This window comes from Sulfitobacter sp. 1A10359 (assembly GCF_043558145.1).
GTDB classification, from domain to species: Bacteria; Pseudomonadota; Alphaproteobacteria; order Rhodobacterales; family Rhodobacteraceae; genus Sulfitobacter; species Sulfitobacter faviae.
In genome coordinates this window covers 133918-147424 of record NZ_JBIFGB010000002.1, presented here as the reverse complement: position 1 = coordinate 147424, position 13507 = coordinate 133918, and the positions used below count along the sequence as shown (strand labels likewise).

10 protein-coding genes are annotated in these 13507 nt (G+C 61.1%); 6 read left to right on the top strand and 4 right to left on the bottom strand.

Translation table 11 applies throughout. The annotated features are described in order from the left end of the window. The first annotated feature begins 2 nt into the window (after nucleotides 1-2). The 6 genes from nuoL to ACGYK2_RS05025 are packed head-to-tail and all read left to right on the top strand — an operon-like array spanning nucleotide 3 to nucleotide 8389. Nucleotides 3-2135, top strand: coding sequence for an NADH-quinone oxidoreductase subunit L (nuoL, locus tag ACGYK2_RS05050; protein WP_271687635.1), 2133 nt, complete (start codon nucleotides 3-5; stop codon nucleotides 2133-2135). Then, nucleotides 2135-3697 (top strand): NADH-quinone oxidoreductase subunit M, encoded by a 1563-nt coding sequence (locus ACGYK2_RS05045; protein ID WP_271687634.1) that lies wholly within the window; start codon nucleotides 2135-2137, stop codon nucleotides 3695-3697. The genes nuoL and ACGYK2_RS05045 overlap by 1 nt, the downstream gene beginning before the upstream one ends. 14 nt (nucleotides 3698-3711) lie before the next feature. Continuing rightward, entirely contained in the window at nucleotides 3712-5157 is a 1446-nt protein-coding gene (gene nuoN, locus ACGYK2_RS05040) for an NADH-quinone oxidoreductase subunit NuoN (protein ID WP_067268151.1), read from the top strand. A gap of 32 nt (nucleotides 5158-5189) precedes the next feature. Next, nucleotides 5190-5921 carry a biotin--[acetyl-CoA-carboxylase] ligase gene (locus ACGYK2_RS05035; RefSeq protein ID WP_271687633.1) on the top strand — a complete coding sequence of 244 codons (732 nt, stop codon included), beginning with the start codon at nucleotides 5190-5192 and terminating at the stop codon, nucleotides 5919-5921. Nucleotides 5922-5943: 22 nt separating this feature from the next. Continuing rightward, nucleotides 5944-6720 carry a type III pantothenate kinase gene (locus tag ACGYK2_RS05030; protein ID WP_209218020.1) on the top strand — a complete coding sequence of 259 codons (777 nt, stop codon included), beginning with the start codon at nucleotides 5944-5946 and terminating at the stop codon, nucleotides 6718-6720. A gap of 1 nt (nucleotide 6721) precedes the next feature. Continuing rightward, entirely contained in the window at nucleotides 6722-8389 is a 1668-nt protein-coding gene (locus ACGYK2_RS05025) for a ribonuclease J (protein ID WP_067268157.1), read from the top strand. Here ACGYK2_RS05025 and ACGYK2_RS05020 read toward each other — a convergent pair. From ACGYK2_RS05020 to ACGYK2_RS05005, 4 genes are all read right to left on the bottom strand, one after another. Then, the gene (locus tag ACGYK2_RS05020) at nucleotides 8373-9035 is read right to left on the bottom strand and encodes a hypothetical protein (RefSeq protein ID WP_271687631.1); all 663 of its coding nucleotides are present in this window, start codon (nucleotides 9033-9035) and stop codon (nucleotides 8373-8375) included. The two genes, ACGYK2_RS05025 and ACGYK2_RS05020, sit on opposite strands and share 17 nt — an antisense overlap. A 100-nt stretch (nucleotides 9036-9135) precedes the next feature. Beyond that, nucleotides 9136-10644 (bottom strand): DEAD/DEAH box helicase, encoded by a 1509-nt coding sequence (locus ACGYK2_RS05015; RefSeq protein ID WP_271687630.1) that lies wholly within the window; start codon nucleotides 10642-10644, stop codon nucleotides 9136-9138. A gap of 148 nt (nucleotides 10645-10792) precedes the next feature. After that, on the bottom strand, nucleotides 10793-11728 hold the full coding sequence (locus ACGYK2_RS05010) for a glycosyltransferase family 2 protein (RefSeq protein WP_271687629.1): 936 nt from the start codon (nucleotides 11726-11728) through the stop codon (nucleotides 10793-10795). A gap of 78 nt (nucleotides 11729-11806) precedes the next feature. Next, on the bottom strand, nucleotides 11807-13426 hold the full coding sequence (locus ACGYK2_RS05005) for a peptide chain release factor 3 (RefSeq protein ID WP_271689980.1): 1620 nt from the start codon (nucleotides 13424-13426) through the stop codon (nucleotides 11807-11809). Nucleotides 13427-13507 lie beyond the last annotated feature (81 nt).

The following is a 13507-nucleotide window of genomic DNA, read 5'->3' as shown; positions in this document are numbered from 1 at the left end:
CAATGGAAACCACGATCCTATTCGCACCGCTGGTGGGTGCCATCCTCTGCGGTTTCGGCTGGAAGATCATCGGTGAGAAGGCCGCCCAGTGGGTCGCCACCGGGCTGCTGTTCCTTGCCGCCTTCCTGTCTTGGGTGGTCTTCCTGACGCTGGACGGCCCAGCCGAGCAAATTCAGATCCTGCGCTTTATCGAAAGCGGCACGCTGAGCACAGATTGGGCGATCCGGCTCGACCGTTTGACCGCGATCATGTTGATCGTCATCACCACGGTGTCGAGCCTCGTACACCTCTATTCCTTCGGCTACATGGCCCATGACGAGAACTTCCGCGATAACGAAAGCTATCGCCCTCGGTTCTTCGCCTATCTGTCTTTCTTCACCTTCGCGATGTTGATGCTGGTGACCGCCGACAACCTCGTGCAGATGTTCTTTGGCTGGGAGGGCGTCGGCGTGGCCTCCTACCTGCTGATCGGTTTCTACTTCCGCAAGCCGTCGGCCAATGCCGCAGCGATGAAAGCCTTTGTCGTCAACCGGGTGGGGGACTTTGCCTTCCTGCTCGGCATCTTTGGCCTTTACATGCTGACGGACTCGATCCGCTTTGACGATATCTTTGCCGCCGCACCCGATCTGGCCGAACAGTCCGTTACCTTCCTGTGGAACGACTGGAACGCAGCGAACCTGATCGCCTTCCTCCTGTTCCTCGGCGCGATGGGTAAATCGGCGCAGCTTTTCCTGCACACATGGCTGCCTGACGCGATGGAAGGCCCGACGCCTGTGTCGGCGCTGATCCACGCCGCGACCATGGTGACCGCGGGTGTTTTCCTTGTCTGCCGCATGTCGCCTGTGATGGAATTCGCGCCCGAGGCGATGGCCTTTGTCACCGTGATCGGCGCCACCACTGCCTTTGTTGCCGCGACCATCGGCCTTGTGCAGACCGATATCAAACGCGTCATCGCCTATTCGACCATGTCGCAGCTTGGCTATATGTTCGTGGCCGCGGGCGTGGGCATGTATTCGGCGGCGATGTTCCACCTTTTCACGCACGCCTTCTTCAAGGCGATGCTCTTCTTGGGCGCGGGCTCGGTCATCCATGCGATGCACCATGAGCAGGACATGACCAACTACGGCGGTCTGCGCAAAAGGATCCCCTATACCTTCTGGGCGATGATGATCGGCACGCTGGCCATCACCGGCGTCGGCATTCCGCTCACGCATATTGGTTTCGCGGGCTTCCTGTCGAAGGACGCGATTATCGAGAGCGCTTGGGGCGGTGGGTCGATGTATGGCTTCTGGCTTCTTGTGATCGCCGCGGCGATGACGAGCTTCTACAGTTGGCGCCTGATCTTCCTGACCTTCTTTGGCAAGCCGCGCGGCAACAAGCACACGCATGAGCATGCGCATGAAAGCCCGATGGTCATGCTGATCCCGCTTGGTGTTCTGGCACTCGGCTCGGTCTTTGCCGGGATGATCTGGTACGGCAGCTTCTTTGGTCACGCGGATCAGGTCGGCAAGTTCTACGGCATCCCGATGGCCGAGATGGCAGGCCACGGCGACGATCATGTCGAAGGGGCCGAGGATGACCACGGCGCAACTGGTCCGGTCGATGGCGACCATGGCGCGGATGCGCTGGTCGAAGGCCACCAAGACGCAGGCACCCATCACGAAGCCTTCGGCGGTGCGCCGGGCGAGGGGGCGCTTTACTTCGCACCCGACAACCATGTGCTGGAAGATGCCCATGCCGCGCCGAAATGGGTCAAGGTCTCGCCCTTCATCGCGATGCTGGCCGGTCTGGTCATGGCCCTGTGGTTCTATATCTGGAGCCCGACCGTCCCGGGACGGCTGGCGGCAAACCAACGCCCGCTTTACCTGTTCCTGAAAAACAAATGGTACTTTGATGAGGTTTACGACGTGATTTTCGTGCGTCCAGCCAAAACGATCGGCCGGTTCCTGTGGAAACGCGGCGATGGCACTGTGATCGACGGCACGCTTAATGGCATCGCCATGGGGATCATCCCCTTCTTCACCCGCCTCGCGGGTAAGGCTCAGACGGGCTATATCTTCACCTATGCCTTCGCCATGGTGATCGGCATCGCCGTTCTGGTGACATGGATGACGATGAGCGGAGGAGCGAACTGATGGATACGCATCTGCTTTCAATCATCACATTCATTCCGGCATTCGCAGCGCTGATCCTTGCGGTCTTCTTGCGGGGCGATGATGCTGCCGCCGGGCGCAATGCGAAATGGTTGGCCTTCATCACCACGACGGTCACCTTCCTGATCTCGCTTTTCGTACTGTTCGAGTTCGACCCGTCGAACACCGATTTCCAATTCGTGGATGAGGCCGACTGGCTTTTGGGCCTGAAGTACCGCCTTGGCGTTGACGGGATTTCGATCCTTTTCGTGATGCTGACCACCTTCATGATGCCGCTGGTCATCGCGGCAAGCTGGAACGTCGAGCATCGCGTCAAGGAATACATGATCGCCTTTCTGCTGTTGGAGACCCTGATGCTGGGCGTCTTCATGGCGCTGGATCTGGTGCTCTTCTACCTCTTCTTCGAAGCGGGCCTGATCCCGATGTTCCTGATCATCGGCATCTGGGGCGGGAAAGAGCGGATCTACGCGAGCTTCAAATTCTTCCTCTATACCTTCCTCGGCTCGGTGTTGATGCTGGTGGCCATGGTGGCGATGTTTACCGAAGCGGGCACAACCTGCATCGGTGGCTGCGAAATCAGCCTGCTCACGCATAACTTCGGCTCCGAAAGCTTTGAGGTTCTGGGCATCCAGATCGTCGGCGGCATGCAGACGCTGATGTTCCTCGCCTTCTTCGCCAGCTTCGCGGTGAAAATGCCGATGTGGCCGGTTCACACTTGGCTGCCCGATGCCCACGTTCAGGCGCCGACGGCAGGCTCCGTGGTGCTGGCGGCAATCCTGCTCAAGATGGGCGGTTACGGCTTCCTGCGCTTCTCTTTGCCGATGTTCCCAGTGGGTGCCGAGGTGATGACGCCGCTGATCCTGTGGATGTCGGCCATCGCCATCGTCTACACCTCGCTGGTGGCGTTGGTGCAGCAGGACATGAAAAAGCTGATCGCCTATTCCTCGGTGGCCCACATGGGTTTTGTGACCATGGGCATCTTTGCCGCCAACCAGCAGGGTGTCGATGGGGCGATTTTCCAGATGATCAGCCACGGCTTCATATCCGGCGCACTCTTCCTCAGCGTCGGCGTGATCTATGACCGGATGCACACCCGTGAGATCGACGCCTATGGCGGTCTGGTGAACCGGATGCCCGCCTATGCGCTGGTCTTCATGTTCTTCACCATGGCGAACGTGGGCCTACCGGGGACATCGGGCTTCGTGGGTGAATTCCTGACGCTGATGGCGACCTTCCAAGTGAACACTTGGGTGGCGGCTGTGGCGACCACGGGGGTGATCTTCTCCGCGGCCTATGCGCTGTGGCTCTACCGCCGCGTGGTGATGGGTGACCTGATCAAGGAAAGCCTCAAGGCGATCACCGACATGACCGCGCGTGAGAAGTGGATCATTGCCCCGCTGGTGGCGATGACCCTGATCCTCGGCGTCTACCCGGCGCTGGTGCTGGACATGATCGGGCCCTCTGTGGCGGCCCTGATTGAAAATTACGACATGGCGCTGGAGGCGGCTGATACCGCTGTGCAGACCGCCGATGCCTCGCATTAAGAAGGACTTGGCGCATGATATCCGCTGATCTGAACATCATTCTGCCTGAGATCGTCCTTGCGGGGTTTGCCCTGCTCGGCCTTCTCGGCGCGGTCTATACGTCGAAAGACAAGGCCGCCGGGGTGCTCGTCTGGGTGACCGCGGTGGTGATGGTGCTGCTGGCCGGTTGGGTGGCCATGTCTGGCGACGGCACCACCAATATCGCCTTCCACGGCATGTTCATCGACGACACTTTCGCCCGTTTCGCCAAGGTGACGATCCTGCTTTCGGCCGCTGCCGTCTTGGTCATGTCGGAAAACTATATGAAACTGCGCGGCTTGCTGCGGTTCGAGTATCCGATGCTTGTGGCCTTGGCTGTCGTCGGCATGATGATGATGGTCAGCGCAGGCGACCTGATGGCGCTCTACATGGGCCTCGAGCTGCAATCGCTGGCGCTTTACGTCGTGGCCTCCCTGCGCCGCGACTCGGTTAAGTCCACGGAAGCCGGTTTGAAGTATTTCGTGCTCGGCGCACTCAGCTCGGGCTTGCTTCTCTATGGCGCATCGCTGGTCTATGGCTACGCCGGGACCACGCTGTTTGCAGGCATCATCACCACGGCGCAAACGGGCGGCACATCGCTTGGCCTGCTCTTTGGTCTGGTTTTCCTGATCTCGGGCCTTGCCTTCAAAGTCTCCGCCGTGCCCTTCCACATGTGGACACCGGACGTTTACGAAGGCGCGCCCACGCCGATCGCGGCCTTCTTTGCCACGGCCCCCAAGGTTGCGGCGATGGGTCTCTTCGCGCGGGTGATGCATGACGCCTTTGGCCAGATCGTCAGCGATTGGACCCAGATCGTCGCGCTGCTGTCGGTTCTGTCGATGTTCTTTGGCTCGGTCGCCGCGATCGGTCAGACCAATATCAAACGTCTGATGGCCTTCTCCTCCATCGCGCATATTGGCTATGCGCTGATGGGTCTGGCCGCGGGCACCGCCTTTGGCGTGCAGGCGATGCTGGTCTATATGGCGATCTATGTAACCATGAACCTCGGCACCTTCGCCTTTATTCTGTTGATGCAGAAAGACGGCGCGCCGGTGACCGATATCACCCTGCTCAACATGTATGCCAAAACCAACCCGGGCCGGGCGCTGGCGATGCTGGTGCTGCTGTTCAGCCTTGCGGGCGTGCCGCCGATGCTGGGTTTCTTCGGCAAGTTCTATGTGCTGCGCGCGGCCTATGACGCCAATATGACATGGCTGGCCATCGCGGGCGTGATCGCCAGTGTGATCGGTGCCTATTACTACCTGCGCATCGTCTTTTACATGTACTTCGGCGAAGAGCGTTCGGACACGCTCGACCACCAGAACGGCGGCGTGCTGACCGTGGTGTTGATGGCCTCTGCCGTCATCATGATCGTCGGTATTGCCAATATGTTCGGCGTCGAAGGCTTGGCCGCATCGGCAGCGGCATCGCTGGTGAACTGAGCGGTGCGGCACGAGATCGGCCAGACCCGCGCATGACCCCTTGGCCGGAAGGCTATGGCCGGCGCGTCTATGACACGCTCGATTCCACCCTCTCGGAGGCGGCGCGGTTACAGCAAGAGCTGACCGCGCCGACTTGGATCTTGGCGCTGGAGCAGACGGCTGCGCGCGGGCGTCGGGGCCGGAGCTGGGCCACCCCCCGCGGCAATTTCGCAGCCACCCTGATGATGCCGCGCAAAGAGCCGCCGGGAGTCGCCGCGCTACGCTCTTTCGTGGCGTCGCTCGCGCTTTACCGTGCATTCGTGGCTGTGACGGGGCGGGAGGACGCTTTTGCACTCAAGTGGCCGAATGACGTTCTGCTGCGCGGGGGCAAGGTCGCTGGCATCCTGCTGGAGAGCGTGGGCGAGCATTTGGCCATTGGCGTCGGCGTGAACCTTGCCCATGGACCGGCGGCGGGCAGCCTTGAGGCGCGCGCCTTACCTGCGGTGACCCTGCGCGAAGCGGGGGCGAACGTGAGCGCGGAAGAGTTCCTTGACGTGCTTGCGCGGGAATACGCCGGTCTGGAAGAGCAGTTCACGACCTATGGGTTCAGCACGATCCGCAGCGCATGGCTGGCCCATGCCGCGCGGCTCGGAGAGGTCATCACCGCGCGCACCATGCGCGACGAGATGACCGGCGTTTTCGAAGATGTAGACAGCGCAGGCAATCTGATCCTGCGCACCCGCGACGGCGCGGTGCCCATCACCGCGGCGGACGTGTTTTTCTAAAATCGGGGGGAGGGGAGGCACCATGCTTCTGGCAATCGACTGCGGCAATACCAACACCGTGTTCTCTATCTGGGACGGGGATGCGTTTATCGCCACATGGCGCACGTCGACCGAATGGAAACGCACCGCGGACCAATATTACGTTTGGCTCAACACTCTGATGCGGCTCCAAAATATCGACGCCGACATCACTGATATGATCATCAGCTCGACAGTGCCGCGGGTGGTGTTCAACCTGCGCGTTCTGGCGGATCGCTACTTTAACACGCGGCCCTTCGTTGTCGGGAAACCGGGCTGTGCGCTGCCTATCGACGTGCGTGTGGATGAGGGGACGCAGGTCGGCCCGGACCGGTTGGTCAACACCGTGGCAGGCTATGACCTCTATGGTGGTGACCTGATCGTGGTCGACTTTGGCACCGCCACAACCTTTGATGTGGTGGCCGATGATGGGGCCTATATCGGGGGGGTGATCGCGCCGGGGGTGAACCTCAGCCTAGAGGCGCTGCACAACGCCGCCGCTGCCCTGCCGCATGTCGATATCTCGAAACCGCCCTCCGTCATTGGCACCAATACGGTGGCCTGCATGCAGTCCGGTGTCTTTTGGGGTTATGTCGGGCTGGTTCGTGAGATATGTGAGCGGATAAGGGCGGAACGTGCAAGACCCATGCGCGTTATCGCCACGGGGGGTCTGGCACCGCTGTTTCAGCAGGCAGTCGACCTGTTCGATGATTATCAAGATGAACTCACGATGCACGGGCTGACCGTGATCCACGATTATAATAAGGACAAAGCTGAATAATATGAGCAGCGAACGATTTATCTATCTGCCCCTCGGTGGGGCGGGTGAAATTGGCATGAACGCCTATGTCTATGGCTACGGCAAGCCCGGGAAAGAGCGGCTGATCGTCGTCGACATCGGTGTGGCCTTCCCGGATATGGACAGCACGCCGGGCGTGGACCTGATCCTGCCCGACATCACTTGGCTGAAGGAACGCCGCGACCAGATCGAGGCGATCTTTATCACCCATGCCCACGAAGACCACATCGGCGCCATCGCGCATTCCTATGAGGTGCTGAAGGCGCCGATCTATGCGCGCGCCTTTACCGCCAATATCGCGCGCCGGAAGATGTCCGAACACGGCCATCCCGAGGATGCGGTCACCACCGTCAGCGCATGGCCCGAGCAGATCACCGCAGGCCCGTTCAAAGTGGGCTTCCTGCCGATCTCGCATTCGATCCCGGAATCCTCCGCCATGGTTATCGACACCCCCGAGGGGCGTACGATCCATTCGGGCGATTTCAAGATCGACCGCACGCCGGGCGTCGGCGAAGCCTTTGACGACGCGCTTTGGGCCGAGGTTTGCAAGGATGGCGTGAAGGCGCTGATCTGCGACAGCACGAATGTTTTCTCTGCCCATCCCGGTCGCTCCGAAGCCACTGTGGGCCCGGAGATCGAAAAGCTGGTGAGCAGCGCCGAGGGCATGGTCGTTGCCACCACCTTCGCTTCCAACGTGGCGCGGGTCAAAACGCTGGCCGAAGCCGGTGCGCGGGCAGGGCGGTCTATCGTGCTCTTGGGCCGTGCGATGAACCGCATGGTCGAAGCCTCGATCCAGACCGGTGTGATGAAAGACTTCCCGCCCGTCATCTCGCCCGAGAACGCCCGCGCCATCCCGCGCGAGAACCTGATGTTGCTGGTCACCGGCAGCCAGGGGGAGCGCCGCGCGGCTTCGGCGCAACTGGCACGGGGCAAGTATCAGGGGATCGAGTTGAAAGAGGGCGATCTCTTCCTCTTTTCGTCGAAAACCATTCCGGGCAATGAGCGTGGCGTGATCGGCATCATCAACCAGTTCTCGGAAAAGGGCGTCGATGTTGTCGACGACTCCTCGGGCCTCTACCACGTTTCGGGCCATGCCAACCGTCCCGATCTGGAAACGCTGCATGCCATCGTGAAACCTCAGGTTCTGATCCCCATGCACGGGGAGCACCGCCACCTGCGCGAACACGTCAAGATCGCCGATGCCAAGGGCATCACCGGCGTTCTGGCGGTGAACGGGATGATGGTGGACCTGTCGGGCAACCAGCCCAAGGTGGTCGAACATGTGGACACGGGCCGCATGTATCTGGACGGCTCGGTTCAGGTCGGCGCGCTGGATGGTGTGATCCGCGACCGTATCCGCATGGCGCTGAACGGCCATGCCACAGTGACGTTGATCCTCGATACCGATGACGAGCCTTTGGGCGAGCCTTGGGTCGATCTGATGGGCCTGCCGGAAACGGGCCGCTCCAACGCACCGCTTGTGGACGTGCTGGAGCAAGATCTCAGCCAATGGCTGAACCGTCAGAAAGCCGCCACCCTGCGGGATGACGACAAGCTGAATGACGGTTTGAAAAAGGTCGCGCGCCAGTCGTCCTATGACGAAATCGGCAAGAAGCCCGAAGTCACCGTGGTGGTCAGCCGTCTGAGCTGACCTCCGCCTCACCGCTGCACATATAGACCGCGCCGCCCACCGCGACCACGCTTACGCCCGTGGCCGCAAGGGCGGCGGGGGTCGCCAGTGCGGTGGCCAGCGTGCTGCCTGTCGTCGCCAAATTGGCGCTGAGGGCAGAGGCCCCTCCCGTCAAAATGAACGCCCCCGATTTATGCGCCACGGCGCGGAGGTTTTCCGGCTGGCTGAGCCTGTCCACGACGGAGCGCGCGATGTTCTTGCTGATCTCGACGGTCTCTTCCTTGGTGGTGTTCACCCGCTCGCAGAAGGTCTTCTTGCAATAGCCGCGATAGTTCCGCGCGCCGGGGATCAGGAAATGCCCGTCTTCGGGCGTGGCGGTCAGGCAATAGCCGTCGATCTGATCCAGCGGCACAGTGGTGGCGAGGTAGTCGAACAGCACCCCGCTGTCGCAGGCGGGCGGCGTGCCCCAAAGCTTGCTCCACTTCCGCGCGGGCCAATTCAACAGACGCTCGCGGGTGCCGACCTCTTCGGCGAAATTGGCAAAATTCTCGGCTTCCACCACAACTTCGGCGCCATTGACCTCGGCCCGGCAGCGTTCCGCGCTGGCGGGGGCGGCGGTGAGGGCGGTCAGGGTAAAGGCAAGGGCGAAGAGGGCGGGGCGCAGCATGATGGTCCTATCTGAGGGGTTTCCCCTCACATAGCACAGACGAAAAAGCCGCCAATCCCGGCGGGGATCGGCGGCGAATTCATGCCCGCGGTGGCGGGGGTTAGATGCGTTCGCGGAAGCTTAGACCGATGAAGTCTGGCGTGTGATCGCCCAGACCGACGACACGGTTGTCGTTACCGCCCCGTTTGTCGCCCCGGCCACGTCCGCCGCGCGACTTCTTCTCGTCCTTGTTGCCGCGGCCCGACTTGCGCTCGTCCTGCGCGGCCTCTGCCTTTTCGGACTGCGCTTTGTCGTCGGTTTTGGCGTCGACCTTGGCCTCAGCCTTCTCGGCCTGCGGTAGCTTGTCCTCGGCGGGTGCCTCGACAGGTTTGTCGGCCTTGCGGCTGCGCGAGCGCGTCCGCTTGGGCTTGTCATCGGACTTGGCCGGCGCGTCGGAGGTCTCCTCGGCGGGTTTGGCTTTGCCAAGCGGGTTTTCGATGCGCGGGATTTCCTTTTGCACCAGACGCTCGACATCCTCGAAGTTCTTCTCGTCACGCGGCTGGCAGATCATGATCGCCTTGCCATCGCGGCCCGCGCGGCCGGTGCGGCCAATGCGGTGAACGTAGTCTTCGGCATGGCTGGGCACGTCGAAGTTGAAGACATGGCTCACGCTTGGCACATCAAGGCCACGCGCGGCAACGTCGGAAGCCACAAGGAAGCGCAGCTCGCCACCCCGGAACCCTTCGAGCGTTTTGGTTCGCTGGCTCTGGTCCAGATCGCCGTGGATCGGGGCCGCGTCATATCCGTATTTCTTCAGCGATTTCGCGACGATATCCACGTCCATCTTGCGGTTGCAGAAGATGATCGCATTGGTGCATTTCTCGCCTTCGGCATCGATCAGCAGGCGGAGCAGTTTGCGCTTCTCGCTCGCCTCGCGGTCCTTGCGCGAGCCTTTGAACATGACGACGCCCTGTTCGATATTCTCGCTCGTGGTCGCCTGACGCGCCACTTCGATCCGCTCAGGGTTGCTGAGGAAGGTGTTGGTGATCCGCTCGATCTCAGGCGCCATGGTGGCCGAGAAGAACAGCGTTTGCCGGGTGAAGGGCGTGAGGCCAAAGATCCGCTCAATGTCAGGGATAAAGCCCATGTCGAGCATCCGGTCAGCTTCGTCCACGACCATGACCTTGACGTCCGACAGGATCAGCTTGCCACGCTCGAAATGATCAAGCAAGCGGCCCGGTGTGGCGATCAGCACGTCGACGCCCTTGTCGATCAGCTTGTCCTGCTCTTTGAAGGAGACGCCGCCGATGAGCAGCGCTTTGGTCAGTTTCAGATGCTTGGAATAGGTGTCGAAGTTCTCGGCCACCTGTGCGGCCAACTCCCGCGTGGGGCAGAGCACGAGGCTCCGCGGCATCCGGGCGCGCGCCCGGCCACGGGCGAGAAGTGATAGCATTGGCAGCGTGAAGCTGGCTGTCTTGCCGGTGCCGGTCTGGGCGATGCCCAGAACGTCACGACCTTCAAGAGCGGGGGGAATGGCGCCCGCCTGAATAGGTGTGGGCGATTCGTAGCCAGCCTCATCAATAGCTTTGAGGACCTTGGCATTCAGGTTCAGATCGGTAAATTTTGTCATGTGCGTCCGAGTTGAGCGGACACTGACTTGGCCCGCGGCAGCAATACAAGCCGGCCCGAATGGCCCAAGGGGCGGCATTTGCCGCGGCATGTTGCGAAAGCGCATAGCAAGTTGCGGCCCAGCCGTCAAACACTTGCCCCTCAGGCGCTTAACTTGGGAAATGGCGCGACACCTTTGCATCAAGGTCGAGATCGGCGAGACGCAGCAGACCGTGGTCTTTCAACGTTTCGCGCAGCTCAGGCGTATCGGCACAGACCTCATCAAAAAAGGCGCGCAATCCCGGCTCACCTCCTTCGGATTCGATCATGGAAAAGAGTTCATGCATCGACAATCCGCCGCGATCGCGGGGGCGGTTGGGGGCCAGATCGGCGCGGTAGGAGCCTTTCTCCAGCCGGTAGCGATAGGCGGCGAGCCACTCCGGCCAGCTTTTCGCGTGAAGATGCGCCAGATCAATGCCGGGCTGCTGCTCTGGCCCGTCGATCATCGTATCGTTCTGAAAAGCGTTGTGGATCTGGAGCCGTACCTCTGCCATCCCGATGCGAACGAAAACTTTCCCGGCCAGATGGCTCAGAAAGCCACCTTTGACGTAGTCGCCATAGGTCGGATAAAGCGCCGAGACGATCTGGGCGCGCTCGGGGCCGTTCGGAATGAAGACTTTGAAAGCCGTCCCATCCCCAGCCAAAGCCTCCATCGGGCGGATGCGGGCGATTTTTTGTGCCGGGGGCAGGGTGGTAAGTACCTCGCCCACGGGCCGGTCAGAGACGAGGAATTCGTCCACATCCATATGGATTAGCCAATCCACATCATCTGCTCGGTTATAGGCGCGGGTCGCGTTCTGGCTTTGACGGACTTGATGCTTCTGCGGACGTTTGCCGCAAAGCCTTTGCCAATAGGCCTCGTCGCAGGTGGTGACACGGATTTTCGGATGGGCCTTCAGGCTTTCGAAAGCCTCTGGGTTCTCGGCATCGAGGTATAGGTAGAGGCGGTGCGCGCCCGCCTCCAAATGGTAGGCGGCAAAGCGTCGTATCTCCTCTGCGGGGGCCAGGATCGTGGCCACCAGCCCCCATTTCGTCGTCGTCGTCATCGCGTCTCCCCAGTTGGGGTTAGAATGCCATGATCGGCCCCGAAATCAAGGTTTTCTGCCCCCCGGAGGCGGGCCGTTTTACACCATCATTTCCTTGGTCGCGGTCAGCTTCACATCCGGGTAATCGCGTTCGACGCGGTCGATGTCCCATTGCAGACGGGTCAGGTAAACGATGTCGCCATCATGGTCATGCGCGATGTGCTGTTTGTTGCTATCGATAAACTTATCAACGGCTTGCTTCGTGCCGTTCACCCAACGGGCCGAGGTGAACTGAGACGGCTCAAACCGAACCGGCAGGCCATATTCCAACTCGATCCGGCTGGCGAGCACTTCGAATTGCAACTGGCCGACAACGCCCACGACAAACCCCGAACCGATCGAGGGTTTGAACACTTTTGCAGCACCTTCTTCGGCGAATTGCATCAGCGCTTTTTCAAGGTGTTTCGCCTTCAGCGGATCGCCCGCACGGACCGCTTGCAGCAGTTCGGGTGCGAAGGAGGGGATGCCGATGACGCGCAGCGCTTCGCCTTGGGTCAGCGTGTCGCCGATACGCAACTGCCCGTGGTTGGGAATGCCGATGATGTCACCGGCCCAAGCCTCCTCGGCCAACTCGCGGTCAGAGGCGAGGAACATCACCGGGTTGGACACCGTCATCGGCTTTTTCGTGCGCACATGGGTCATTTTCATGCCACGCTCAAAATGCCCCGAGGCGAGGCGGACAAAGGCCACGCGGTCGCGGTGCTTGGGGTCCATATTCGCCTGCACCTTAAAGACAAAGCCCGCGACCTTTTTCTCTTCGGGCAGGATCTGGCGTGGGGTGGCGGCTTGGATCTGCGGCTCTGGCCCGTATTTGGCGATGCCTTCCATCAATTCGCGCACCCCGAAGGAGTTGATCGCCGAGCCGAACCAGATCGGGGTCAACGTGCCTTCGTGCATCGCCTTGAGGTCCAGCGGTGGCAGCAGTTCGCGCGCCATTTCAAGGTCTTCGCGCAGTTTCTCCAGCAGCGCGGCGGGGACGTGTTCGGCCAGCTTTGGGTCGTCCAACCCTTCGATCTTGATGCTATCGGCGACGCGGTTCCGGTCGGCGCGGTCCATCAGTTCCAGCCGATCGCGCAGCATGTCATAGCAGCCCACGAAATCGCGGCCCACGCCGATGGGCCAGCTTGCGGGCGCCACGTCGATGGCGAGGTTTTCCTGAATCTCGTCAATGATTTCAAAGGTATCGCGGCTTTCCCGGTCCATCTTGTTACAGAAGGTGAGGATCGGCAGGTCGCGCATCCGGCAGACCTCGAAGAGCTTTTGCGTCTGGCTTTCCACGCCTTTCGCGCCGTCGATCACCATCACGGCGGCGTCCACCGCCGTCAGGGTGCGGTAGGTGTCTTCGGAAAAGTCCGAGTGGCCGGGCGTGTCAACGAGGTTGAACCGGTAGTTGGTGTCACCGCTATGAAAGTCAAAGGACATGGCCGAGGCCGAGACCGAGATACCCCGGTCCTTTTCCATCGCCATGAAGTCCGAGCGGGTGCGCCGCGCCTCGCCCTTGGCGCGTACCTGTCCGGCCATCTGAATGGCCCCGCCGAACAGCAGGAACTTTTCAGTCAGCGTGGTTTTGCCCGCGTCAGGGTGGCTGATGATCGCAAAGGTGCGACGGCGCGCGATCTCGGGCGGTAGGGCGGGGCGGTTTTGCGGCGTGTCCAACATCCGACCCATATAGGCCGCGCCGCGACCGGGCGCAATCTGGCCATTGCTGCGAATCGCTGGGTGGCGTAGGGTGAGAACATA